Here is a 22,109-nt window from a genome sequence, read left to right as displayed (position 1 = left end):
CGACTTTGTCATTAAAATAATAATAATGACGACAAAATCATAATAAAAACAAAAAATATATTGATTTTTAACGACAAAGTAGTTGCAATTAAAATAAGTCGGACGACAAAGTAAGTATAGGGGGATGAAAAATGATTTGTTCAAACAAAGAAAAAGTAGAAACAGCTTTGATGATAGACTATTTAAAAAAAAATGAACCCAACAAATGGAGAAGTATAGAAACTATAATTTCTAGTACATACACATTGAGTAATTTTAAAAAAGGAAATAAGAATGTTATACATCAGAAATAACAATTAACAGTGAATATTTAAAAGGAGTGACAAACTTGAAAATTTCAGATTTTAATAAAGAACATGTAAGCAAAGCAATTCAACTGCAAGAAACAAGATTTAATACCAGCATAGATTGTATTATTACAAAAGTAGGAAAGAATGAAATACTAGTCATGTATTATGAAAAGGGGACAAAAGAAATATCATATAAAACCTTGACTAAAGAGGATCTAATACTTGATGACTATAGACTTAAGTTATTATCTTAAAAAGTAATTTACGAAATGAGGTGAAAAATTTGAGGTTTAATGTGCATGGATTTGACCAAAAAGTAGCTATTGAATTTGGTTTATCTAATGATGAACTTTTAATTTTAAGACACTTTGAAGATTTTGTTTGCAGTGGGAAAATGGAGTCATTTTATGAGGATGGATATATGTTTTATTGGGTGAATTATAATAAATTTCTTGAAGATCTTCCGATTTTGAATATTAATAAAGAAAGGCTAGGAAGTGTTATGTTGTATGAATTGGGAACTAAACCACTTGATTTCAATGAAAAAATAAAGAACTATTCAGAGACAACTAGAAAAGCGGCCTTGAAAAGAAAATATACTGGCATATTGAAGAATAAAACTTTGAGAAATTCAGAAGTAGGAGTAAGAAGTTATTTTTCATTTTCCGAAATTTTTTACAAACTTAAATTAGAAATAACTAATTGTGATCAGGCTGTTACCCATCCAATAAAAATATCGGAACCCATCCAATATAAAAATGGGAACAAAGATTATTCTATTAATGATTATTCTATTAATGATATTAATATATATAGTCCTACAGACCAAGAAGAAAAGAAAAATAAAGATATACATAAAAGGATTATTGATTACTTGAATGAAAAAGCAGAGAAATCTTTTAAGAGTATAACTAAAAAAACAAGAGACTTAATTAATGCGAGACTCAAAGAAGGGTTTGTTGAAGAAGATTTCTACAAAGTGATAGACAATAAAGTCAACACATGGATAGAAAATGCTAAAATGAGCGTTTATTTACGCCCTGAGACGTTATTTGGCAACAAGTTTGAGTCCTTACTTAAATGAAGTGCCTAGGATGGCTAAAAATGGAAATGAGAAGGTTAAAAGAGATAAAGAAGTGAGTAGAAATAAATTTGCTAATTTTGAACAGACATTTACTCAATATAGTAATAAAGAGTTAGATGAAATTATAAAGAAAAGTCAAAAGGCAAAATTTGAAAAATGAGAGGTGCATTAAATGAATGAGAAAATAGAACTTACCGAAAAAGAATTACATTGCATAGCAAGACATTTGCAAAATGAAGTTATGGAGATGGTGTTTAGAGGGAATAGAGAAGCCCCCACATCATGTGAAGTTTGCGATTACTTGCAAGAATGTGAGGGCGATTTTACCTGTATGTATCATTCCTTTACTAAATTAAGCAAAATAACAGGTGTAAAAGTGACTGCATTTAAGTATTGTTTTCCAGATGAAAATCCCAAAGCTACTATCTAAGAAGTTTCTTTAGAATAGGACATTCTTCACTAGAAGAGGAGTCGCAAATATGACTTCCATCACATCTAGTTGACATTAACTTAGATCCAAAAGTACCTGGAGGAGCTGAATATTCGCAAGTGAGAGAAATAGTTACGTTTATTACAGGACATTTTTTGTTTATAACTCGATATTTGCTCATGTTATCACCGCCTTATAATTAATTTAAACATACTGTCAATATGCTCAAATTAATTATAGCATGTAAATTATCATGGTGTAGAATGGACTCTAATTTAAACTTCTAGTAAGAAACTTAATTTTAAAATTAATGAAACAATATTAAATTATGATATTTAAAAGAAAGATTAAATTAGATATAAAGAGTTAGCAATAGAAATAATAATTTTTAAAAGAAGGATAAAAAATAGGAAGTTTTATAAAATAATAAATTTGAGTAAAATTCAATATTGAAAAATATACAAATTCAATATTGAAAAAAATTACTTTTCAATATTGAAAATCGAGTTTTGAAAAAGTATTGAATTTTAATACTAAAAAAAGTTTAAAAACATAGTATTTGCAAGGTTTATATAAATTGATTTCCTGACACAATTAGCACAGGTTTAGATATGCTAGCAAAAAAACTTAAAAGTAGTGTAAGGATAAAAAGGCTATATAAACTTATAAAAAATTTTAAAAGTGTTATTAAATTAGAGCTAAAGTTTATTAATTAATTTCCTCGTAGAAAAAATAACTTTTAATAGAAAGAGGTACAAAAATGAAATTAGAAAATATGTCAAAAGAACAAAAAATAGCTATCCTTCCTATAAATGAAGCAATAGAAAAAACTAAAGAAGATGAAAAAGATATAAACAAATACTTAAGAGAAATAAAAAACTGTAAAGAAATAAAAGTAAAAATTATAAGAAAAAACGGAAGCAAAATAGATGTTACATTTGTAAATAAATATATGAAACAGTGGCTGGATGAAGAAATTGAGATTTTGATTAATATCATGAAAAATGAGGTTGTTCAGTTAAAAAAAGAATTGCTTAAAATGCAAAAAGAAGGTGAGAAAAATGAACAGAATTAGTATCACACAAGCACTAGCAAAGTTTGATAGTTTGCTAGACAAATATGATAATTTTCCGAATTATGTATACACACTTGAGTATAGAGGTAAGTTCTACGAGTGGATAAAGTCTCTCGAAAGAAAAAATGAACTAAAAAAATTTAGGATAGTTAATGCTATAATTTTTGAGCTAAATGGAGAAGAAGCACCATTTTGGAATTAAAAAATGCATTAAGGAAGGAGAGTACATGATATTTAACATTGTAATTTTGATATTATGTTTTGATGCAGTTTTCAGCATTAGAAACAATATCAGATTAAGAAAAAGTATTAAGTTAATAGAGCAAGATATAAAAGAGATTGGTAACTTTAAAAATAGTTTATACAAAAGTACTAATTCATCATTAGATATTGCAATGAAAATAAATAGAGCTTTTAATGATGCAATTAAAACAGTAGAAAAAACTAAAGAAATAGAAAGTGAATGTCAAAAAATATATGAAAAGTTAAAAAAAGATATATAAAAAGGGGACTGGTTCATGAAGAAAATATCACATATGAACATATTAGAAAAAACAGAATTCATTAATAAAATAGCATCAGAAATAAAATCTGAATCTAAGTCAATGAGTAGATATGAATCATTATTAAAAGCAACAGAAGTAGTAAAAGAAATGGAAAAAAGAGAAGAATATATATCTTAAAGAGGAGAATTGAAAAATGGTTAATAGAGAAAAAGAATATATAGTAAAATTCAGAACGAAAGGTACTAAGGTTAGGGGAAGACAGTGTGAAATAGCATTTTCAACTATGGATAATGCAGAACATTTTTACGAACATCTTTTAAATTTAAAGGAGAATTATGATATTGAAATTTCAACTAGAATAGTAACTGATAATAGAATAACTAGAAAAACAGTTTAGGAGAGAGGTCTTTGAAAAAGTTGAAGATAATTGGTGGTAGGGAAAATGAGTGCCCTATATGTGGTGGCAATGTATTTAAGATTGAAACATCAATCGGAATAGTTTGGCAATGCAAAGACTGTGGTTGTATGTATCAGGACTTTAAATGTAAGAAAAATTAAAGGAGGAATTTAAGATGGAAGAAAATATGAAAAGCCTTATTGAACATAGTGAAAATATAAAGAATTTGAAGGAAAGCATGGAAAGTACAATAGATGAGTTAATTAATCTAAATGTTGGTAGTAGTGGAATTGATGTATATAGAAAAATTATGCAAGAAGAAATACATAAAGAAACTATAAATGTATGTAAAGATAGTAAAGAAATAATTATTATCAAGAAAAGAGAAGAAGAGCAAATGTTAAAGAATATAGAAAAAAATGAAAGTAAAATTGAAGATTTTTTTAAGAAAATAGGCTTTGGTAATAAGTAAAATTCAAAAAAGAAAGAGGAGCATTACTTCACGCTCCCGCTTGTCAAAATTCTAAAGTTGTCATCACAAAATCATTATAACATAAATGGGAGTGTGAAGTAATATTGGCCAATAAAAAAGATATTTTGTTCAGTAGTGCAGAGGGCAAGTTATATAGCTATAAAAAAGCAAAAGCAGAAATTGAGAAGATAGGTATTGATATAGAGATAATAAAGAATGGTTATAGAGGATGTAGTAGTATTGAAATTAGAGAAAAATCAAGTAGAACGTATGACACTAAAAGTGTAGTTGAGATAGAAGTTGAAGAGAAAGAAAGGAAAGTATCATTAAAAGAAAAAGAGAAAAGGCATAAGGAATTGTTAGTTGAGAAAATAGACAATGCAATGAAGATATTAAGTGAAGAAGAAAAGAAAATAGTTCAATATAAGTATTTTTCAAATAATAGGACATCTTGGGAATATGTTGGTAGAATGATTGGATTTTCAACAAGTAAGTGTAAGCAGATGAGAATAGAGATTATAGATAAGATAAAAGGATTACTTTGAAGTTTTGCTATTATGAAAAATATGGTAAAAAGATTGTCGATATTAAAAATTTTGTCCCTTCCTATGATAATATAATAATCATGGGATGGGATATTTTAATGTCTGGGTATCAAACAATATTATTTTGTACTGGAATTGTAACAGCAGTACTTTTCTTTTCACTTTTATTTTTAAGCAAAACAGATGATAGGTTTAAAGCACTAAAAAAATTTACATTAGTTTCGATGGTATTAACAGGATTATTCATAAGTTTATATTTGGTGTTTGGATATTCTGGATATGAAACTGATGAAGATGATGCAGGTATAGCTATATTAGGAGTATTGGCTACTGTTTGGGTTGGATTGAATATCTACAATGTTGTTGAGAAAAAAGAAGTTGATAATTTAAAAGAAGAATTAAAAAATAGTTTAGAGAAGATAAATGAATTAAGAAAAGATCTAAGAGAAAGTAAAGATGAAATGGATAAAAAAATATCTGAAAGTGAAAAAAATAATTTTATTCATAGCATAACTATGTTAGCTAATATAGAAGATGATTTTAAAAAGAAACTTTATTATTATGGAAAAATAATAGAACAATATCCTAAATTAGAATTTGGTTATTTTATTAGAGGACTTATTTATACAAAGTTTAACAAAACTAATGAAGCAATGAATGATTTTAATAAAGCTATAGAATTAAATACAGATTATACAGATGCGTATTATTTTAGAGCTCTTTTATGTATTAAAAAGAATATGCTAATAGAAGCAATGGATGATTTTAATAAAGCTATAAGTTTAGATTCAAAATATGTAGAAGCATATTTTAGTCGAGGTCTTTTATATGCAATGAATGACAAAGTAAATGAAGCAATAAATGATTTTAGCAAAATAATAGAATTAGACTCAAAATATGTAGAAGCATATTTTCATAGAAGTCTATTATATGCTCAAAAAGAAAAATTTGATGAATCAATGATCGACCTTAATAATACAATAAGTTTGGATCCAGAGTACTCAGAAGCATATTATAAAAGAGGTCTTTTATATGCAATGAATGACAAAGTAAATGAAGCAATGAATGATTTTACAAAAGTAATAGAATTAGATGAGGGACATATAGATGCATATTATGGAAGAGGTACTTTATATGAAATTAAGAAAGAATATGATAAAGCAATAAGTGATTTTAGTAAAGTGATAGAACTAGATTCTAAATATGTAAAAGCGTATTTTCATAGAGGTTTATTATATGATCAAAAAGAAGAGATTGATAAAGCAATAAGTGATTTTACTAAAGCAATAGAATTGAATCCTAAATATACAGATGCATACTTTAATCGAGGTCTTTTATATAAAAAGAATTATGAAAATGATAAAGCTATGGATGATTTTAGTAAAGTAATAGAGTTAGATCCAAAATACATAAATGCTTATTTATCTAGAAGTTTGTTACATATGAGAAATAAGAATTTTAATGAAGCAGATTCTGATATTAATGAAGTACTCAAATTGGATAAAGATAATCAAAAAGCATTGGAATACAAACAGTTATTAAAATCATTTAGAAGTTTAGAAAACAAAAAGGGCTAATAAATACTTAGTCCTTTTTGTTTATAATTATGTACATTTTATACTATCATAATAATCATCAAGTAAATATTTTTATTACAAGTGAATGCTTATCATTTACAACTAGAAGAATTGGACATGAAAAAATTAATTAGAATTATTTTTATTCATATTTAAATTACTCAAATTATTTTCCCAGTTTTTTATCTCCCTTTTAATTTCCTCACTTAAAGTATCACTTAAAGACATTTTCTTTAATTTATCATTCAAGGATTTCTTTTGTTCCTCTGAAAGATCTGTTTTTATTGTAGGATCAATAATATCTATTACATCTTTTACATCAAAATCAACAAATTTGCACAATTCTTCTAAATGATCAATTAGAAAATCTAGACCTTCATATGACCATTCTTTATAATTTTTCCCGTTCTTTAATATGAATTCATTAACTTCATAACTTTGATTTGCTAATTCAAAGAATGAACCTGAAGGATCCATTATATCATTTATAGAGTTTTCATAGTTAACAATATTAATTTGTCTTATTAATTTCTCTTTTTCTGTTAAGTTACTATAATTCTTGTTAACAAAAGCAACTAATCCAAATTCAAAATTTAAAATTGAATCTTTACGCTGTTTTACTGAATCTTCTCCAAATTCTCTAAGACCTTCTAAATTTTTATCAATGGCCTTGTCTCTAATCTCTATTAATTGTTCTATACTTAAATCTTCTAAGTTTTTAGGCACTATTTCTTCATTATTTTTAGTAACTTCTTTTAATTTATCATTTGTATTTCTATTATTGAAAACAAATATAGCAGTGAATAAACTTAAAACTATTACCAATATAATTAAACTTATGTTTTTCTTATTTAGCATATTAATCCTCCTTTATGGCAATGTATATATAATTATAACGAAGAATGAATTGATTTTTAGACACTTTTATATAATCTTTAAAAATTTTATATATTAAGTAGGACTTGATTGCAATTAACAGAAATAAAACTATAACTTATAAAATAAACAATCAAAAATGGTGTAAAAACTAATACTTTTTGTTAATATTAATAGATAAAGATAAACTAAGGTGGTGATTAAACTGACAATAGAAGAATACAAAAATAAATACTCTACTGGAAATAAGATTATACTTTCCTTAAAGAGTTTTGATGATAAAGAACTATACTATCATGAAACTTATAACATATTAAATTCAATAGATGAAATAGATAGATTAACATCAAGCAAGATATTTAAAATAATAGAAGATAAAAATGATTTAGCCTTAGAGTCTTATTATTCTAGTGTAATTGAAGGTGCCTTTTCAACTAGAAAGATTGCAAAATCTATAATTAGAGGAAAGATGAAACCAAGTAATAAAAGTGAGTACATGATTTACAATAATCATAGAGCCTTAGAATATGGATTAGATAATTTAGATAAGTTATATAGTCACAAATTTATATATGACTTACATCATATATTGGGTGAAAACTGCTTGGATTCAGAAGAATATGAGTATAGAACTGAAAAAGTATATGTATGTGATTCAAAAGGTGAAATTATACATACAGGACTGGATCCTTTGGAAATATATAATTTTATGGATGAATTAATAACTTTTATGGAAAATAGTAAGGTAAATGATTTAGTAAAGAGTGCAATAATTCATTTCTATTTTGTATATGTTCATCCTTTTAGTGATGGTAATGGAAGAACATCAAGAGCCTTATCTTATCTATATTTAATTGATAAAGGATATGATACTTTCAAGGAGTTTTCAATATCATATATGATATCTAAAAACAGAACTAAGTATTATAAGGCTATACTAGATGTAGAGAATAAGGGATATAATTTAACTGTATTTATAGAGTTCATGTTAAAGTCCATAATACAGTCTATAAATGAAATGAGAGACATGCATGATAGAAAGTCTTTAGAGAGTGTATTGAAAGAAGAGTTATTTGAAAATGATATTACTCTATCAGCAACAGAAGAACATATATTAAAATATATCTGTAGTAAAGATAACTATTCTATGACATTGGAAAACTATATTAAAAAGAATAAAAGTAGATACTTAAAGGCTGGAATAAAGGAAATTGAATTAGTTGACCAGTTGATGGAAGTGCTTAATAATCTTGAAGAAATAGAACTTTTATCAAGAGAAAAGGACGTATATAAAGTTAATGAGAAGTACTTAAAAATGCTTGAAATAAGTTAAATTGATAGTATATAAAAATAGAAAATGTACATGGATATATAATAATAAACCCTCTAAGAATGAGTTTTCTTAGAGGGTTTTATTTTTTACTCTTAAAATAAAAAAGATTTTTATTTTGTCCAAAATTCATTTTATTATGCGTTGTATATATAAATAGACTTCTAAAGGAGGATTAAATTATGATACTAAATAAAAATATTATGAAATCGGACAGAGTTTGACTGTGAAGTTAAGCAAAAGAGTATTTTTAATATAACTAACAGGTTATATGCAATTGTTTGTAGAATAAATATTTAAGTAAAGGTGGTAAAATATTATGTTAAAGAAAAAAATAATAAGTTTTTTAATGGCAGGAATCTTTGTTTTATCTAGTGGATACAATTTGGTTTATGCATCTACTTTTGAAGATAATGAATACAAACAAGAACTTGTTGATGAAAACGAATTTACTATTATTGATAGTAATGAAAATGAAATGATTGTAGATAAAAAAGGTAATAACACTTATGTTTCAACAAAAGTTACGCCTGGTAGTTGGAAAAATGTTAAATATATAGGTCAAAAATCACGTAAACTAAGTTCTCCTTATACAAGAGAAAGAATTATCCAAACTATTCAATGGGGATTAGGTTATCTTTCTGGAGGGTCATCTTTTTTATTAGGTTTAGCTGAGAGTATTTATAGAGAAAAAGTATATGATATTACTAAATATGGAGGCGTATATACAAAAACATATTATAGAAGACAAATAACTGACATTAGAAACAGTCATGCTAATGTTCCTGTTCCATACAGATATGAATATGTTACATATTTTTATAGTTCATCTAACTTTAAAAAAGTTGTATATACTGAAAGAGTAGGAGATGGTATAAAACTAGCAAATAACTAGGAGGAAATATATGAATAATAAGAAAAAAGCATTCTTGATTTCTGGCGCTATAAACGTAATTTTATTAATCATTGTTTTTGCATTGTTTAGTTATAACATTATAGAAAATAGTACAAGAAATATGATAATAACTGTGATTCTAATTTTTATTTTTGAAATTATAAAAATAAAGATACTAGAGAAATATTATAATCTATAAACAAGAAATATCTTTCCTAAGAGCATATTGTAAAGTATGCTCTTAATTTAGTTATATAAATTTAAATGTAAATAATGTCTTTTTTATAGACGATTTATGTACGATTTGTGACCGATTTGTGTACGATTTATGTCTTTTAATCATGATAATATTGTATTATGAAAAAATATATTTAATAAAAAATGGCTTGGAATTTATATTCTAGGTCTTTTTTTATATAAAAATTCAATCATTAGACTAGGAGGGCGTAGTATGTTGAAAGTTTTGCAAGAGAAAAATATAAGAATGATATGGTCAAAGGATGGTAGTGAGGTTTGGTTTAATGCAAATGATGTAGGAGAAGAATTAGGCATAGTAAATATTCGTGATACTTTAAGAAATATAGATAGAGAATATAAAAAGAAATTTAATGAGTCTACTGTCGGAGATTCCGACACTAGAAATTTTAAAAGTAAATTGCCAAACTTTGGTACCATATTCATTACAGAAGAAGCAGTATATAATATGTCATTTAGAAGTAATAAACCAGAAGCAAAACTATTTACAAAGTGGGTTTCTAAAGTACTTAAACAAATTAGAATACATGGTTATTATATTGCTACAGAAAAAGACCAAGAATGGATAAACATAAGAACAGAAGGCAAAAAAGTAAGAAAAGACTTCACAGATGAAATTCAAGAGTTTGTTTATTATGCTATTAGTCAAGGGAGTAATAAGCCTCAAATGTATTATAAACATTTCACTGAACTTGTAAGAACAAAATTAGGAATACCAAAGGATGTAAAAAGAGATGAGTTAAATCAAAGTGAATTATTTGATATACAAGCACTTGAAAGAGTCATATCTATGAAATTACCTAAGTTAATAGATAAAGATATGAACTATAAAGAGATATATAGGAAAAAAGAGACTATGATAGAGAAGTTTTCTTATCTGATGTAATAAAGGGGGCTATAGAAAACTATACTCAAGATAAACCTGGAGAGGAGTTCTTATTTAAAAGCAGTAAGAGAAAAAAGTTTAATAGACCTATTCAAACAAGGCAAGCAGGAAGAATAATAAAAGGAGCAGCAAAAAAGGTAGGAATAAAAGAAAATGTTGCAACACACTCTTTAAGAAAGACATTTGCAAGACATATTTATGATGAGGAAGAAAATAAGACTTATGCTTTAGAACGTATAAGAAAGATATTAGGTCATAAGACAATAGAAGTAACAAGAAGATATATTGGAATTGATAAAGAAGAAGAAATAAAAGCAATAACTAAATTTACTAATAAATTAAAGAAAAGAAAAAGATATTAACATTATTATAAATTAGCTCTAAATTTCATATGTTACGTTTTTCAGCAATAGGACATTACAAAAGTGTAAAGGCCTTTAATAATAGAATTTCCAAAGAATAGAATAGATTTATTAAGAAGTCTGAAAATGTATATTGAAGGTCATTTTTAGAGAGGTTAAAACAAATGTATATGTAATAGATATTTAAGTAAAGGAGTGATTTCTTGAGTGAAAAAGATGTTGATATAGTTAATACAGGATATAGAAGATTAGAAGAATTAAATCAAGAAGAATCAAAGTTAGTATCTCTCTTGATCTCAGGCTTTAACGTGACAGATGCTGCTAACTTAATTGGTATCAGTAGACAAACTGTTTATAACTGGATGAATAGAGAACATGTTAGGAAAGAAATGGACAGGCGTAAGCAAGAGCTGGCAAGCCAGGGGAACTCAATAATATTAAAAGATATAGAATCCTATGTTAATAATATTAAGGCATTGGCCAAAGATAATAGTGATAAGAGAGTAATGTTAGCAGCCAATCAATATCTTATAAATCGTATTTATGGTAATCCTACAAATACAGTTATACAAGAAGATAATGGTAATGGTATGGAAACTGGTGAAACAGAAATAGAAGCAGCCATAGCTAAGATAAGAATAAGAACAAAAAAATAATTCTTAATAAGCATTATTTTGATTAAAAAACTACCATTTTACAAATATTTATTGTAAAAATAAAGCATGGTGTAAATTTACATTGTAAAATATCTATTTTGATGTAAAAATAAAATTAAAAACGTAATTAATTTACAAAAAGAAGGATAAGTCTCTGATTCTAATTTTACATTTATGCTATAATATTATTTATAGAGTAAACATAGGTGGAGGGATCAAAGATGGTAGTAGGTTATATGAGAGTTTCAACAGCAGAACAAAATGAAGATAGACAATTAGTTACAATGAAAAAGCATAATACAGAAAAAATATATCAGGAGAAAATAAGTGCCAAAGATACTAAAAGATCACAACTAAACGCAATGTTAGATTTTGTAAGAGAAGGAGATACAATAATTGTACATGACTTTAGTAGACTTGCTAGAAGTACTAAAGACTTATTAGAAATAGTTGAGCTCTTAGAAAAGAAACATGTAAAATTAATTAGTGATAAAGAAAATTTAGATACAAGTACACCTACAGGAAAACTTATGCTTACAATGCTTGGTGCAATATATGAATTTGAGAGAACAAACATGTTAGAAAGACAAAGAGAAGGTATCGCTATAGCTAAAGAACAGGGTAAATACAAAGGACGCAAAGAGGTTAAGATAGAGAACTTTGGTAGTTATTATGATAGATATAAAACTAGAGAACTTAATAAGACTCAATTGGCTAAAGAATTGGGAGTAAGTAGACCAACATTAGATAGATTAATAAAGAGCCATGAGAGTAACTAAGAAGAGTAATATATATGCTTAAGTTAATTTTAGTGGGGCAAATTCATAGAATTATGCCCTTTAATTATGTCTGAAATAATTATAAATAACTGTTTTTCAGTATAGGGGGGTATACTTCTATTTCAAAAAAAGTATTTTTTATAGAAAATGAGTTCTAGAAATTTTCTAGCAAAATTTAAAAACCAGAGACATATTTCAAAGAGGGTGATTTTATTAGAAAAAAATTTGCATTGTTTATTTTATTAATTGCATTACTCACTGAACCTAAAAAAATAGAAGAAGTAAGAGGAAGTAAATACGAGTGGATAATTTAGAAAGAAATATACAATTAATATTTAGTTATTTAGCAAAGACCTTTATAAGAAATGGAGCAACTATAAAAGACGCTGAAAAAGAAGCTAATGAGATTATAAAAGCTAATTCAAACAATCTTTGGGGAGTTAATGGCCTAGCTTATCAGCTTGGAAAAATAAATTTAGAATTTTTCTGTATGTATTTTATGCAAGATACCTATCTATCAAAGGAAGATAATGCTGCTGCACCTATAGCTAAAGTTCATCATGAGTTATGGGAAGATATACAAGAATCTATAATTGGAGATGGATCACAACAATTAGGAAGAATTTATCCAAGAGGTACAGGTAAAAGTGCATTTGGAGATTTGGCAACAACTGTATGGTCACACTGTTATAAACATAAAATGTACACATTAATTTGTTCAGATATAGGTTCTACAGCAGAAAAATTTGTAAAAGATATAAAGAATGCTTTACTTGAAAATGAGTATATCAAAAAAGCATTTGGAGTACTTTTAAATGATAATGATAGAAAATATATTTGCAATAGTACTCAACTAGAATTAACTAATAAAACCTTTATTGAAGCAATATCATCTTCATCACCAATGAGAGGAAGAAAATACAATAATAATCGTCCTGATCTTATCATACTTGATGACTATCAGTCAGAGGAAAATGTTAGAACAGAAGATGCTAGAGAAAAAAAGTTTAAAAGATTTTCTGATGATGTAAAATATGCTGCACAAAAACCAGTTATAAGAAACGGTAAAACTATAAAAAGAGGAACAACTTTTATAGCATTAGGAACTTTGCAACATAAAGAATGTTTCTATAGTAGGCTAAAGAATTTACCAACATGGAAGTTTAAATGTGAAAAAGGAGTTTTAGTTGATAATGTAGATGAATTATTTAACTCTGGATTATGGCTAAAATTCAAAGAACTATTATTTGATTTTAAAAATACAAATCATCTTGAAGATGCTAAAGAGTTTTACTGGGATAATGAAAAAGAAATGAAATTTCCTATATTGTGGCCAAGTTTTTGGGATTGTTTAGACATGGCTTTAAGTTATTATGAAAATCCAACATCTTTTAAACAAGAGGTACAAAATGATGTAAATTCGATAGGTGAGAAATGGTTTAAAACAATCAGAACTGAATCTAGAGAATATATAGAAACTCATACATTTAAAAAGACAATGCTATTATGTGATCCAGCATCTGCAGGTGGGTCTAAACATGACTATAGTGCTTTTCTTGTTGGAAGCGAATCAGAAAATGGTTTACTATATGGCAGATTGGCAGAACTAGCCAAAATAAATGCTAGAACTGATTTTGATAAATATATAGACCATATGATTTATTTATTAAAAGTGTATCCAGATATAACACATGTTTATATAGAAAAAAATACATTTAATGGTGCAGATGCTAATCAATTAGAACTTAAAATAAAAAATGATGATATTCTTTACTACAGAGATATAGAAATCATTAATGAGCACCAAAAGAAAAATAAAGATGATAAAATCTCTACTTTAATACCTGTTTTAAATAAAGGTCAAATGATTTTTGCAAAAGAAAATAAGGAATTTATACAGCAAATCCTTGATTTTACAGGACAAAAGTACTCTCTACATGATGATGCACCAGATATATCAGCAGAATTTATAAATAGGATTTTTAATATTAAAGTAAATGAAAGTATTACACTATTAGATAGAAGAAATTTAGGTCTTTGATTGTATGGAGGTGATGCATTAAGTGAAAATAGATTTAAATTTATTAAGAGAGATATATGATGATTGGAGTTTAAAAAAGCAAGAATACAACACTATGTATAAGTATTATAAAGGTGAAACAGATGCTATTAGTAACTATAAAATGGTTACCAAGAGGTCTAATAATAAGATAAACACTAATTTCTTAAAAAAGTTTATTAATGAAGAAGTCGCTTATTCTCTTGCAAATAAAATTACCTATACAAGTAGATTGGGTGATGAGAAGATTATAAATGATTTAGAATACTATACTTGCCATTGGAGTAAAAAGCATGATTCAGATTTATTAAGATACACACTACTATTTGGATTTTGTTATGAACTTTACTATGTAAAAAATAATGAAATGAAAGTAAGAATAATAAAACCAACAGATGGCTGTCATTATGAAAATGAAGATGGAGAGATTATCTATTTCTTTAGAGAATTTAAAAAAGATTTTAAAGATGATATTTATATAGATGTATATGATAAAGAATACATCTATCATTTTGATTCAAACTTTAAAGAGATAGAAAAACCCACAGTAAACAATATATTTGATGGTAATGTTCCAATATCAATTTGCAAAAGAAGTGAAGAACTAGGAAAAAATACAATATTTAATGATATAAAAGGGTTACAGGATGCTTATGAAACTAATTTAAGTGATATAAGTAATGAAATTAGTGATTTTAGAAATGCTTATTTAACCTTCTCTGGATGTAATATTAAAGAAGAAGATTTGCCAAGGATGAAAGAACTTGGAATACTTCAAGTTAATGGAGATGGAAAGATAGAGTGGCTTATTAAAGATATGAATGATACATTTGTTCAAAATACATTATCTTCAATAAAAGAAAATATGTATGAAATTACATCTCATATAAATCACAATGAAAAAATGCAAAGTAATACATCAAGTCTAGCAGTTATAGCAAGATTAATCAGTACAGAATGGATTTGTAGCCAAAATAATGATAGTATTGCAGATACTTTATTTAATAGGTACAAATTATTGTGCATTTGGCTTAATAAAAAATATGGTTTTGACTATGATTATAAAGATATTAAGGCTAAATTTACCCCTAAGATACCACGTGATGATTTAGTTGTAGCAAATATATTAAGTCAACTTGGAGATAAATTATCTACTGAAACCGGATTATCTCAACTAAGTTTTATTGATAATCCTCACGCAGAAAAGGAAAAGGCTAAAAAAGAACAGGAAATAGTTTCAGAGGGAGAGATTTTATTGGATGAATCAAAAGATTATAACTAAATTGACTGAAGATATATATAAATCTGCTGAAAATAGGACAAAACCATTTTATAAGTATCAAAGAGAAAACAGAGATAAACTTCTACTAGAAATAGCAAAGATATTGCTAACACATGATATTATCAATGAATATTTAAATATTAATAATAAAGATAAGAAAAATCTAAGGTCAAAACTTAATAAAATTATAAGTGAGTATTCTAACAATTATGATGAAGAAGTCAAGGATATAGAAACTATTTTATCTGATTCATCTAAGAATAAATATTCAAATTTGATAATTTTATTAGGAGTAATACTGAAAATAAAAGATATGAACAATAAAGTTATAAATAAGATAGTGAATAATAAGGTTGATGGAAAACATTGGAGTGACAGACTTTGGAAGAATAAAAAAGGTATAGAAGAGTCTTTAAAAAAAGAAATAAAGAGTTTTCTAAATGGAAAAACTTCTGTAAATAAGATAGAAAAAGCAATAAGAGATAAGTATTCAACTGGAGCAAGTCAGACAAGGCGATTAGTAGAATATGAAGTATCTAGGTGCCAAAGTGAAGTAAATGAGTATTTTTTCAAAACACAAGGTATTATAAAAGTAATGTATTGTGCTGATTTAGATTCTCGTACATGTAATGATTGTAGTATTTATAATGGATTAACCTTCTATGTAAATGAACCAAGACCATCACTACCACAACATTGTTTTTGTAGATGTGAATATATACCTGTTATCTAACACATATTGATTTGATATGTGTATTTACTATATCCAAATTTATAAAAAGGAGAAAAATATGCAAAAAAGAGAAATGATAGAACTATTACAAAATGTAGAAGACGAATCAAAGATAGATTCTTTATTAGAGAACTTAGACTTGTTTAAGTCAAAAGAATCTAAAAATCCCACAATAGATGAATTTAAATCCTTAATTTTAAGTCTTTTATGGATAAAGAAAACAGTAAATATTATAGTGAAAAGTTAGAGCATTTCAAGAAAAATGATATGCAAACACTTATAAATGCTGAAGTTCTAAAAAGAACTTCTACAAATGAAACAGAGGAACAAAAAGCTATAAGGGAACTAAATGAAAAATTGGATAGATTAGAAAAAGAAAAAAGACACACAGAAATGATTTCTAAATATAAGGATATTTTAGTTGAAAAGAAAATACCTACAAACTTAATTGAATATCTACTATCTGATGATGATGAAAAAACAAATGCAAATATAGATATCTTTGAAAACTCAATGAAAAAATATATTCAATCTAGAGTAGATGAAAGGATTAAAGATGGTTCATATACGCCACCTGGAAAAGAAGGAGATAATGAACTATCAGAGGTTAGAAAGCAGATAAAACAAGGTTTAAATAGTTTCTAAAAAAAGAGGAGGATGATTTTATAAATGGCTAATGTATTACAATATGTAACGCTTTTTCAACAAGAATTGGATTCACAAATAGTGGTAGGTTCAACTACTGGATGGATGGAAAGAAACTCTGGTCAAGTTATATATGATGGAGGTAGAGAAGTAAAGATTCCTAAAGTGTCTATGGATGGTTTAGGGGATTATGATAGATCTAAAGGATACGCTCCAGGAGCAATAACACTTGAGTATGAAACTAGAAGAATGGAAATGGATAGAAGTAGAGAGTTTATGCTTGATTCAATGGATGTAAATGAAACAAACTTCGTTGTAAATGCCTCTTCTGTAATGGGATTATTTCAAAAGCAACATGTTATACCAGAAATAGATGCATATAGATACTCAAAGATATTTTCAGAAGTTTCTAAGGTTGATGAACGTGTAAAATATTCTTATGAAGTATCTGCTGCGAGTATTTTAAGTGAATTAAAATATCAGATAGCATCAATTCAAGATTCAACTGGTGATATACCTCTTATTATTAGTATGTCTAGTATAGTGGCAAGTATCTTAGAACAGTCTACTCAACTTGATGATATTGAATTTGGTGATGGAGATATAAAAAGAATTGTAAAATCTATAGATAATGTACCTATAATAAAAGTTCCATCAAAAAGAATGAAAACAGAATATATATTCATGGATGGGAAAACATCTGGTCAGACAGCAGGAGGTTTTAAGGAAGGGCCAAAAGCACTAGATATAAACTGGTTAATAACTCCATCATCTGCTCCAATTGCAATATCTAAGACAGATAAACCAAGAATATTCACTCCAGATCAAAATCAATCAGCTGATGCCTATAAAATAGATTATAGAAAGTATCATGATTTATGGCTATTAGATGAACCAATAAAACTTTGTAGAGCATGTGTAAAACAAGCAAAGGCTACTCAAGAGTAGAGGTGAAATAAATGTTTGTATTAAAAAAAGATAACGTTATTAGACTTGCTAATAATGAATATGAAAGTAATAATTTAGCATCAAAGGGATTTAAAATATATTTAGAAGAAGTGACTAAAGAGAATATTGATAAAAAAGAGGAAAAAATCGAAAAAGTTAAATCAATCTCTAATGATTTGTTTAATCTATCTAAACCAGAACTTATGGAAATTGCTAAAGGTAAAAATATAAAGGGATATTCAACTAAAACTAAAGAAGAATTAATCCAATTACTAGATGAGTACAATGCTTGATAGTATTAAGTTAATTTTAGGAATAGAAAATGATAGATATGATAAATTAATAATCCTTTATATAAATAAAATAAGTGAAATGGTTTTAGAATATTGTTCTAGACAGGAATTAAGTATAGCACTAGAAGGGTTTGTGGAAGAAAAAGTAATATCAATATTATCTTCAAGATTTGAGGAACTTAAGAAAAACAGTGGACTTGATAATCTAGAAAAAAACTTAAAAGCTATAACTAGAGGTGATACAAAAATAGAATATAATACTTTAACATTGCAAACTGCTGAAAATAGCATAAGTTCATCATCTTTTTTAACTAATGCTGATAAAAAATTTCTAAGTCCATTTTGTGTTGTTAATATGTACTAAGGGGTGATTAAGTGACAGAGGCAGATATATTAGAAATGACCTATCTTGATAAAATGACTATCATCAGAAAGTCAAAAGGTTGGAATCAAGAAACATGTTCTAATGATTTTAGTAATATTATTATAGCTGAGAATATCCCATGTGCAATTTCAAGAAAAGAAGAAGCCATTGTAAGTGGCGATATTGGAGTTATAGTCATAAATAGAAAGTTATTTTGTAGACCAGAAGTAGATATAAAAACAGGCGACACTATAAATGCAACTTATAGTCATGGAGAAGAAGCTATATTTAAGGTTTCTAAGGCAAATATATATCCAAGCCATATGGAAATACCTATTACAGAAGCGGAGAGAATATAATGGGAATAGATAATTTAGGAGTTTTTGAAGCATTAGCCTTAGATTTAAAGTTAAATGCATCAAATTTTAATAGAAAAATCAAGAAGTTTACAAAAGAAACTGGGCAAGAACTAGCAGAAAATATAAGAGATGAAACACCTGTGAGAACTGAAAAGTTAAAAAATGGATGGGAAGAAAATCAGCCTGAATATGCTACTTATATTGTTGAAGATAAGGTTGAATATGCTACTTTAGTAAATGATGGCCATTCAACTAAAAATGGTGGCATTGTCCCTGGTTCTTTTATGGTTGAAAAGGGCATTGAAAAAACAAAAGAAATATGACAAGCGCAAAAGCAAATTTATTTGATTGGTAGGTGATTGGTTGCTTACAAACAGAGATATTATAATAGCAGTTAATGAAAGAATAGAAAATGAGTTTAGAGATACAGATATTTTTATTAATGAGGATAATATACAAGGCTTTGAGGAGGCTTGTTTTTTTGTGCAACTTTTACCTGTTTCTAATAATATTGCAAATAAAGTTTTAGATACTAAAAAGATATTCATAGATGTTGAATATTATCAAAAGGCTAGAAAAAATAAATTAAATCTATATGATATACAAAGTAGATTAGAAAAAATATTTAACAGAAACATTAGAGTTAAAGATAGAAGTTTAACTATAGAAAATATATCTCCATCAATTGTAAAAGATTCTGTAGGGTATAAACTAACTTTTCTAATGACTGTATCTTATTTTGAAGAGGTTTACTTTAGTAAAGAAACATATGAAACTATGGAAAATGTAGCTTTAAAGATAGGAAGTGATTAAATGGGTCTACCAGAAATTAATATTTCTTTTATCCAAGCAGGAAAAACTTTTGTTAAACGTTCTGGAGGTATTGTAGCACTTATTTTAAAAGATACAAAAAATATAGGGCTAGTTGAGATAAAAGAAATGGAGGATATTCCAGAAAATTATTCTGCCACTAATTTAGACTATATAAAAATGTCTATGAGGGAAATGTATATCCTCCAAATAAAGTATTAGTTTATACATTAGATACAGATGAATCAATAGATGATGCACTAGATTTTATAGAAACCTGTGAATTTAATTATCTTTGTATGCCAGATGAGACAGAACAAGATTTACCTAAAATCAAAGCGTGGATTAAGAAAATGAGAGAAGATAATAAAATAAAAGTTAAGGCTATTACTGCAAGTAATTCAGCGGATTATGAAGGTATAATAAACTTTACAGCAACTGATATTGAAGTTGAAGGCAAAAAATACACTTCAAATGAATTTCTACCAAGGATAGCGGGTTTTATTGCAGGAACTCCATCAACTCAATCTGTAACATATGCAGAAATACCAGAAGTTACTAATATACCTAAATTAACAAGAGTTGAAGCAAATGCAAGGATAAATAATGGAGAGTTAATTTTAATAAAAGAAAGTGGCGCTATAGTAATCGCTAGAGGAGTTACATCCTTTACAACAACTACTGATTTAAAAGGTGATATATTTAAAAAAATTAAATTAGTAGATACATTAGACCAAATTCATAATGATCTTAAAAAGATAATTGTAAAAAATTATATAGGAAAAACACCAAACACTTATGATAATAAGTGTTTACTTATTGTTGCAATACAATTATATCTTCAAGAATTAGAAAAAGATGGTTTAATTGACCCAGGTTCAACAATAGAAATTAATTTAGATGCTCAGAGAGCATGGTTAAAAGAAAATCATATTGATGTATCTAATATGGAGGAACAACAAATAAAAGAATGTAACACTGATACAATTGTATTTTTAAAAGCAAAAATTAAATTAATAGATGCTATGGAAGATGTGTATTTAGACATCTCTATGTAGTTTGGAGGTTAAAATTTGAAAGCTAAAATAGACCCAAGTAGAATAATGTCTGGTACATTTGGAGAATGTTGGCTAGATGGGAGACAATTAACATCTGTAAAAGGGTTAGAAGCAAAAGTTGAATTAGAAAAAGAAGAAATTAAAGTTTGTGGGCAGTTAATGGTTGGACAAAAACTTATTGGAGCATCTGGAAAAGGCTCTATAACCTTATTTAAAGTGAGCTCTTTATTTGGAGAATATGTTGAAAGTATGCTAAACGAAGGAAAAGCATTCAAATTTACTGTAATAAGTAAGTTGCAAGATCCAGACTCATATGGAGCTGAAAGAGTTGCACTTTATGGTTGCATGCTTGATGATTTAACTTTAGCAGACTGGGAAGCAGGAAAACCAGGAGAAATAGAAGTTCCATTTACTTTTGAAGGCTTTAAATACTTAGATAAAATTACAGAAAAATAGGAGGATTTTTATTATATGAATACAGTAGAAAAATTATTAAATATGGATGCAGGTAAATTAAAAATGCCATCTAGTATATATGAATTGTATTGTAAAAAATTAGATGACACTTTAGAAATTGAATGTAATGCCATTGATCCAGAACGTTTTGACGAAATAAGAGTCAATTCAATGGATGTTGATAGCGGCAATTTAGAGAATATTAATGTTTACGAACTTAAGGTGAACACAATACTTGAATCATGCCCAATGTTTAGAAATATGGAAGTTGTAGAAAAGTTCGGACTGGTAACTCCTAAAGACCTTATAAAAAAGTTACTATTAGCTGGAGAGATTGATAATTTATATGAAGAAGTTAATAAGGTAAATGGTATAGATGCAGAGGGCGATAGAAAAAGACAGAAGGAAAAAGATAAAGAAATAAAAAACTAATTAAAACGGATGGAAAAGTCAACTTAATGTACTTATTATTTAAGTATAAAGGGATAATGCCATCCGTTTCTTTTCACATGCTTAAAGGTGAAACAAAGATTGTTAGTGTTTTTATGGACCAAGAGTTGGATGAAAGAAAAGAAGAAATAAAATCTGGTGCTGGGAGGTTGTTTTAATCTATGAGTTCTAGTACAAAAGTTTTACAAGCAGTAATAAAAATGAGAGATGAAGCAAGTTCAACTTTAAGAAGAGTGG

At 26.9% G+C, this 22,109-nt stretch carries 39 protein-coding genes; 37 read left to right on the top strand and 2 right to left on the bottom strand.

The features are described from left to right. The first annotated feature begins 131 nt into the window (after nucleotides 1–131). The 5 genes from IC174_RS19125 to IC174_RS19105 are packed head-to-tail and all read left to right on the top strand — an operon-like array spanning nucleotide 132 to nucleotide 1,804. A complete protein-coding gene (locus IC174_RS19125; RefSeq protein WP_227483690.1) occupies nucleotides 132–293 on the top strand; it encodes a hypothetical protein in 162 nt (53 codons plus the stop codon). A 35-nt stretch (nucleotides 294–328) separates the two neighbouring features. Beyond that, nucleotides 329–544 (top strand): hypothetical protein, encoded by a 216-nt coding sequence (locus IC174_RS19120; RefSeq protein ID WP_227483689.1) that lies wholly within the window; start codon nucleotides 329–331, stop codon nucleotides 542–544. Nucleotides 545–573: 29 nt separating this feature from the next. Continuing rightward, nucleotides 574–1,374 (top strand): conserved phage C-terminal domain-containing protein, encoded by an 801-nt coding sequence (locus IC174_RS19115; RefSeq protein WP_227483688.1) that lies wholly within the window; start codon nucleotides 574–576, stop codon nucleotides 1,372–1,374. Between the two features lie 10 nt (nucleotides 1,375–1,384). Continuing rightward, nucleotides 1,385–1,534: a hypothetical protein gene (locus tag IC174_RS19110; RefSeq protein ID WP_227483687.1), complete on the top strand. Its 150-nt coding sequence runs from the start codon at nucleotides 1,385–1,387 to the stop codon at nucleotides 1,532–1,534. Nucleotides 1,535–1,546: 12 nt separating this feature from the next. Further along, a complete protein-coding gene (locus IC174_RS19105; RefSeq protein ID WP_227483686.1) occupies nucleotides 1,547–1,804 on the top strand; it encodes a hypothetical protein in 258 nt (85 codons plus the stop codon). On the opposite strand, the gene IC174_RS19100 is transcribed toward IC174_RS19105, so the two are convergent. Then, nucleotides 1,797–1,985 (bottom strand): hypothetical protein, encoded by a 189-nt coding sequence (locus IC174_RS19100; RefSeq protein ID WP_227483685.1) that lies wholly within the window; start codon nucleotides 1,983–1,985, stop codon nucleotides 1,797–1,799. The two genes, IC174_RS19105 and IC174_RS19100, sit on opposite strands and share 8 nt — an antisense overlap. A 579-nt stretch (nucleotides 1,986–2,564) precedes the next feature. On the opposite strand from IC174_RS19100, the gene IC174_RS19095 reads away from it, so the two are divergent. From IC174_RS19095 to IC174_RS19055, 9 genes are all read left to right on the top strand, one after another. After that, a complete protein-coding gene (locus IC174_RS19095; RefSeq protein WP_227483684.1) occupies nucleotides 2,565–2,879 on the top strand; it encodes a hypothetical protein in 315 nt (104 codons plus the stop codon). Then, complete coding sequence (locus IC174_RS19090) at nucleotides 2,866–3,081, top strand: hypothetical protein (protein ID WP_227483683.1); 216 nt, start codon at nucleotides 2,866–2,868, stop codon at nucleotides 3,079–3,081. Before IC174_RS19095 ends, IC174_RS19090 begins: the two co-directional genes overlap by 14 nt. A gap of 25 nt (nucleotides 3,082–3,106) precedes the next feature. Continuing rightward, nucleotides 3,107–3,382 carry a hypothetical protein gene (locus IC174_RS19085; protein ID WP_227483682.1) on the top strand — a complete coding sequence of 92 codons (276 nt, stop codon included), beginning with the start codon at nucleotides 3,107–3,109 and terminating at the stop codon, nucleotides 3,380–3,382. Between the two features lie 15 nt (nucleotides 3,383–3,397). Further along, nucleotides 3,398–3,562 carry a hypothetical protein gene (locus IC174_RS19080; protein ID WP_223195723.1) on the top strand — a complete coding sequence of 55 codons (165 nt, stop codon included), beginning with the start codon at nucleotides 3,398–3,400 and terminating at the stop codon, nucleotides 3,560–3,562. 16 nt (nucleotides 3,563–3,578) lie between these two features. Continuing rightward, the gene (locus IC174_RS19075; protein ID WP_227483681.1) at nucleotides 3,579–3,782 is read left to right on the top strand and encodes a hypothetical protein; all 204 of its coding nucleotides are present in this window, start codon (nucleotides 3,579–3,581) and stop codon (nucleotides 3,780–3,782) included. A gap of 11 nt (nucleotides 3,783–3,793) precedes the next feature. Further along, nucleotides 3,794–3,943 (top strand): hypothetical protein, encoded by a 150-nt coding sequence (locus IC174_RS19070; RefSeq protein ID WP_223195721.1) that lies wholly within the window; start codon nucleotides 3,794–3,796, stop codon nucleotides 3,941–3,943. A gap of 14 nt (nucleotides 3,944–3,957) precedes the next feature. After that, the gene (locus tag IC174_RS19065) at nucleotides 3,958–4,254 is read left to right on the top strand and encodes a hypothetical protein (RefSeq protein WP_223195720.1); all 297 of its coding nucleotides are present in this window, start codon (nucleotides 3,958–3,960) and stop codon (nucleotides 4,252–4,254) included. A gap of 104 nt (nucleotides 4,255–4,358) precedes the next feature. Next, a complete protein-coding gene (locus tag IC174_RS19060; RefSeq protein WP_227483680.1) occupies nucleotides 4,359–4,799 on the top strand; it encodes an RNA polymerase subunit sigma in 441 nt (146 codons plus the stop codon). Next, nucleotides 4,796–6,376: a tetratricopeptide repeat protein gene (locus IC174_RS19055; protein WP_227483679.1), complete on the top strand. Its 1,581-nt coding sequence runs from the start codon at nucleotides 4,796–4,798 to the stop codon at nucleotides 6,374–6,376. The genes IC174_RS19060 and IC174_RS19055 overlap by 4 nt, the downstream gene beginning before the upstream one ends. Before the next feature lie 126 nt (nucleotides 6,377–6,502). Here the strand turns inward: IC174_RS19055 and IC174_RS19050 are convergent, their stop codons facing one another. Further along, nucleotides 6,503–7,234 carry a hypothetical protein gene (locus IC174_RS19050; RefSeq protein WP_227483678.1) on the bottom strand — a complete coding sequence of 244 codons (732 nt, stop codon included), beginning with the start codon at nucleotides 7,232–7,234 and terminating at the stop codon, nucleotides 6,503–6,505. Between the two features lie 211 nt (nucleotides 7,235–7,445). Here IC174_RS19050 and IC174_RS19045 point away from each other — a divergent pair, with 211 nt between their 5' ends. The 23 genes from IC174_RS19045 to IC174_RS18935 all read left to right on the top strand — a co-directional run bounded on the left by IC174_RS19045 (nucleotide 7,446) and on the right by IC174_RS18935 (nucleotide 22,030). Further along, nucleotides 7,446–8,585 carry a Fic family protein gene (locus IC174_RS19045; protein WP_227483677.1) on the top strand — a complete coding sequence of 380 codons (1,140 nt, stop codon included), beginning with the start codon at nucleotides 7,446–7,448 and terminating at the stop codon, nucleotides 8,583–8,585. 316 nt (nucleotides 8,586–8,901) lie between these two features. Next, entirely contained in the window at nucleotides 8,902–9,477 is a 576-nt protein-coding gene (locus IC174_RS19040) for a hypothetical protein (RefSeq protein ID WP_227437225.1), read from the top strand. A 10-nt stretch (nucleotides 9,478–9,487) separates the two neighbouring features. After that, entirely contained in the window at nucleotides 9,488–9,676 is a 189-nt protein-coding gene (locus IC174_RS19035) for a hypothetical protein (protein ID WP_227437227.1), read from the top strand. A gap of 252 nt (nucleotides 9,677–9,928) precedes the next feature. Further along, nucleotides 9,929–10,618: a Bro-N domain-containing protein gene (locus IC174_RS19030; protein ID WP_227483676.1), complete on the top strand. Its 690-nt coding sequence runs from the start codon at nucleotides 9,929–9,931 to the stop codon at nucleotides 10,616–10,618. Then, nucleotides 10,618–10,980: a tyrosine-type recombinase/integrase gene (locus tag IC174_RS19025; protein WP_227483722.1), complete on the top strand. Its 363-nt coding sequence runs from the start codon at nucleotides 10,618–10,620 to the stop codon at nucleotides 10,978–10,980. Before IC174_RS19030 ends, IC174_RS19025 begins: the two co-directional genes overlap by 1 nt. Nucleotides 10,981–11,183: 203 nt before the next feature. Continuing rightward, nucleotides 11,184–11,636 (top strand): helix-turn-helix domain-containing protein, encoded by a 453-nt coding sequence (locus IC174_RS19020; RefSeq protein ID WP_227437234.1) that lies wholly within the window; start codon nucleotides 11,184–11,186, stop codon nucleotides 11,634–11,636. Nucleotides 11,637–11,857: 221 nt separating this feature from the next. After that, complete coding sequence (locus IC174_RS19015; RefSeq protein ID WP_227483675.1) at nucleotides 11,858–12,415, top strand: recombinase family protein; 558 nt, start codon at nucleotides 11,858–11,860, stop codon at nucleotides 12,413–12,415. Between the two features lie 301 nt (nucleotides 12,416–12,716). Next, nucleotides 12,717–14,456: a hypothetical protein gene (locus IC174_RS19010; RefSeq protein ID WP_227483674.1), complete on the top strand. Its 1,740-nt coding sequence runs from the start codon at nucleotides 12,717–12,719 to the stop codon at nucleotides 14,454–14,456. Between the two features lie 22 nt (nucleotides 14,457–14,478). Beyond that, nucleotides 14,479–15,756, top strand: a complete 1,278-nt coding sequence (locus tag IC174_RS19005; RefSeq protein ID WP_227483673.1) for a phage portal protein — start codon at nucleotides 14,479–14,481, stop codon at nucleotides 15,754–15,756. Continuing rightward, nucleotides 15,734–16,489, top strand: a complete 756-nt coding sequence (locus IC174_RS19000) for a minor capsid protein (RefSeq protein WP_227483672.1) — start codon at nucleotides 15,734–15,736, stop codon at nucleotides 16,487–16,489. Before IC174_RS19005 ends, IC174_RS19000 begins: the two co-directional genes overlap by 23 nt. A gap of 58 nt (nucleotides 16,490–16,547) precedes the next feature. Beyond that, entirely contained in the window at nucleotides 16,548–16,736 is a 189-nt protein-coding gene (locus IC174_RS18995) for a hypothetical protein (protein ID WP_227483671.1), read from the top strand. Further along, nucleotides 16,697–17,134, top strand: coding sequence for a DUF4355 domain-containing protein (locus IC174_RS18990; RefSeq protein WP_227483670.1), 438 nt, complete (start codon nucleotides 16,697–16,699; stop codon nucleotides 17,132–17,134). The genes IC174_RS18995 and IC174_RS18990 overlap by 40 nt, the downstream gene beginning before the upstream one ends. Before the next feature lie 24 nt (nucleotides 17,135–17,158). Continuing rightward, entirely contained in the window at nucleotides 17,159–18,082 is a 924-nt protein-coding gene (locus IC174_RS18985) for a hypothetical protein (protein ID WP_021382814.1), read from the top strand. A gap of 11 nt (nucleotides 18,083–18,093) precedes the next feature. Next, the gene (locus IC174_RS18980) at nucleotides 18,094–18,375 is read left to right on the top strand and encodes a Rho termination factor N-terminal domain-containing protein (RefSeq protein ID WP_227437248.1); all 282 of its coding nucleotides are present in this window, start codon (nucleotides 18,094–18,096) and stop codon (nucleotides 18,373–18,375) included. Then, nucleotides 18,368–18,739 (top strand): phage head-tail connector protein, encoded by a 372-nt coding sequence (locus IC174_RS18975; protein ID WP_227483669.1) that lies wholly within the window; start codon nucleotides 18,368–18,370, stop codon nucleotides 18,737–18,739. The genes IC174_RS18980 and IC174_RS18975 overlap by 8 nt, the downstream gene beginning before the upstream one ends. 11 nt (nucleotides 18,740–18,750) lie before the next feature. Further along, nucleotides 18,751–19,098 carry a hypothetical protein gene (locus IC174_RS18970; protein WP_227483668.1) on the top strand — a complete coding sequence of 116 codons (348 nt, stop codon included), beginning with the start codon at nucleotides 18,751–18,753 and terminating at the stop codon, nucleotides 19,096–19,098. Further along, nucleotides 19,098–19,421: an HK97 gp10 family phage protein gene (locus IC174_RS18965; RefSeq protein ID WP_227483667.1), complete on the top strand. Its 324-nt coding sequence runs from the start codon at nucleotides 19,098–19,100 to the stop codon at nucleotides 19,419–19,421. The genes IC174_RS18970 and IC174_RS18965 overlap by 1 nt, the downstream gene beginning before the upstream one ends. A 40-nt stretch (nucleotides 19,422–19,461) precedes the next feature. After that, nucleotides 19,462–19,911, top strand: coding sequence for a DUF6838 family protein (locus tag IC174_RS18960; protein ID WP_227483666.1), 450 nt, complete (start codon nucleotides 19,462–19,464; stop codon nucleotides 19,909–19,911). Continuing rightward, the gene (locus tag IC174_RS18955; RefSeq protein ID WP_227483665.1) at nucleotides 19,912–20,130 is read left to right on the top strand and encodes a hypothetical protein; all 219 of its coding nucleotides are present in this window, start codon (nucleotides 19,912–19,914) and stop codon (nucleotides 20,128–20,130) included. A gap of 77 nt (nucleotides 20,131–20,207) precedes the next feature. Beyond that, a complete protein-coding gene (locus IC174_RS18950; RefSeq protein WP_255625535.1) occupies nucleotides 20,208–20,966 on the top strand; it encodes a phage tail sheath subtilisin-like domain-containing protein in 759 nt (252 codons plus the stop codon). Between the two features lie 15 nt (nucleotides 20,967–20,981). Beyond that, nucleotides 20,982–21,422, top strand: a complete 441-nt coding sequence (locus IC174_RS18945) for a phage tail tube protein (protein WP_227483664.1) — start codon at nucleotides 20,982–20,984, stop codon at nucleotides 21,420–21,422. A 15-nt stretch (nucleotides 21,423–21,437) separates the two neighbouring features. Beyond that, complete coding sequence (locus tag IC174_RS18940; RefSeq protein ID WP_227437127.1) at nucleotides 21,438–21,854, top strand: phage tail assembly chaperone; 417 nt, start codon at nucleotides 21,438–21,440, stop codon at nucleotides 21,852–21,854. Between the two features lie 26 nt (nucleotides 21,855–21,880). Then, nucleotides 21,881–22,030 (top strand): hypothetical protein, encoded by a 150-nt coding sequence (locus IC174_RS18935; RefSeq protein WP_227483663.1) that lies wholly within the window; start codon nucleotides 21,881–21,883, stop codon nucleotides 22,028–22,030. The last annotated feature ends 79 nt before the right edge of the window (nucleotides 22,031–22,109 follow it).

It is taken from the genome of Clostridioides sp. ES-S-0001-03, assembly GCF_020676075.1.
Classification (GTDB): domain Bacteria; phylum Bacillota; class Clostridia; order Peptostreptococcales; family Peptostreptococcaceae; genus Clostridioides.
This window is presented reverse-complemented; position numbering and strand designations above follow the sequence as displayed.

What these genes read in the sequence shown, in the direction of transcription:
- IC174_RS19125 (WP_227483690.1), top strand. Translation starts at nt 132, where the DNA reads ATGATTTGTTCAAACAAAGAAAAAGTAGAAACAGCTTTGATGATAGAC.
- IC174_RS19110 (WP_227483687.1), top strand. Translation starts at nt 1,385, where the DNA reads ATGGCTAAAAATGGAAATGAGAAGGTTAAAAGAGATAAAGAAGTGAGT.
- IC174_RS19105 (WP_227483686.1), top strand. Translation starts at nt 1,547, where the DNA reads ATGAATGAGAAAATAGAACTTACCGAAAAAGAATTACATTGCATAGCA.
- IC174_RS19100 (WP_227483685.1), bottom strand. Translation starts at nt 1,985, where the DNA reads ATGAGCAAATATCGAGTTATAAACAAAAAATGTCCTGTAATAAACGTA.
- IC174_RS19095 (WP_227483684.1), top strand. Translation starts at nt 2,565, where the DNA reads ATGAAATTAGAAAATATGTCAAAAGAACAAAAAATAGCTATCCTTCCT.
- IC174_RS19090 (WP_227483683.1), top strand. Translation starts at nt 2,866, where the DNA reads ATGAACAGAATTAGTATCACACAAGCACTAGCAAAGTTTGATAGTTTG.
- IC174_RS19085 (WP_227483682.1), top strand. Translation starts at nt 3,107, where the DNA reads ATGATATTTAACATTGTAATTTTGATATTATGTTTTGATGCAGTTTTC.
- IC174_RS19080 (WP_223195723.1), top strand. Translation starts at nt 3,398, where the DNA reads ATGAAGAAAATATCACATATGAACATATTAGAAAAAACAGAATTCATT.
- IC174_RS19075 (WP_227483681.1), top strand. Translation starts at nt 3,579, where the DNA reads ATGGTTAATAGAGAAAAAGAATATATAGTAAAATTCAGAACGAAAGGT.
- IC174_RS19065 (WP_223195720.1), top strand. Translation starts at nt 3,958, where the DNA reads ATGGAAGAAAATATGAAAAGCCTTATTGAACATAGTGAAAATATAAAG.
- IC174_RS19050 (WP_227483678.1), bottom strand. Translation starts at nt 7,234, where the DNA reads ATGCTAAATAAGAAAAACATAAGTTTAATTATATTGGTAATAGTTTTA.
- IC174_RS19040 (WP_227437225.1), top strand. Translation starts at nt 8,902, where the DNA reads ATGTTAAAGAAAAAAATAATAAGTTTTTTAATGGCAGGAATCTTTGTT.
- IC174_RS19035 (WP_227437227.1), top strand. Translation starts at nt 9,488, where the DNA reads ATGAATAATAAGAAAAAAGCATTCTTGATTTCTGGCGCTATAAACGTA.
- IC174_RS19030 (WP_227483676.1), top strand. Translation starts at nt 9,929, where the DNA reads ATGTTGAAAGTTTTGCAAGAGAAAAATATAAGAATGATATGGTCAAAG.
- IC174_RS19015 (WP_227483675.1), top strand. Translation starts at nt 11,858, where the DNA reads ATGGTAGTAGGTTATATGAGAGTTTCAACAGCAGAACAAAATGAAGAT.
- IC174_RS19000 (WP_227483672.1), top strand. Translation starts at nt 15,734, where the DNA reads ATGAATCAAAAGATTATAACTAAATTGACTGAAGATATATATAAATCT.
- IC174_RS18995 (WP_227483671.1), top strand. Translation starts at nt 16,548, where the DNA reads ATGCAAAAAAGAGAAATGATAGAACTATTACAAAATGTAGAAGACGAA.
- IC174_RS18990 (WP_227483670.1), top strand. Translation starts at nt 16,697, where the DNA reads ATGGATAAAGAAAACAGTAAATATTATAGTGAAAAGTTAGAGCATTTC.
- IC174_RS18985 (WP_021382814.1), top strand. Translation starts at nt 17,159, where the DNA reads ATGGCTAATGTATTACAATATGTAACGCTTTTTCAACAAGAATTGGAT.
- IC174_RS18980 (WP_227437248.1), top strand. Translation starts at nt 18,094, where the DNA reads ATGTTTGTATTAAAAAAAGATAACGTTATTAGACTTGCTAATAATGAA.
- IC174_RS18975 (WP_227483669.1), top strand. Translation starts at nt 18,368, where the DNA reads ATGCTTGATAGTATTAAGTTAATTTTAGGAATAGAAAATGATAGATAT.
- IC174_RS18965 (WP_227483667.1), top strand. Translation starts at nt 19,098, where the DNA reads ATGGGAATAGATAATTTAGGAGTTTTTGAAGCATTAGCCTTAGATTTA.
- IC174_RS18955 (WP_227483665.1), top strand. Translation starts at nt 19,912, where the DNA reads ATGGGTCTACCAGAAATTAATATTTCTTTTATCCAAGCAGGAAAAACT.
- IC174_RS18950 (WP_255625535.1), top strand. Translation starts at nt 20,208, where the DNA reads ATGCCAGATGAGACAGAACAAGATTTACCTAAAATCAAAGCGTGGATT.
- IC174_RS18940 (WP_227437127.1), top strand. Translation starts at nt 21,438, where the DNA reads ATGAATACAGTAGAAAAATTATTAAATATGGATGCAGGTAAATTAAAA.
- IC174_RS18935 (WP_227483663.1), top strand. Translation starts at nt 21,881, where the DNA reads ATGTACTTATTATTTAAGTATAAAGGGATAATGCCATCCGTTTCTTTT.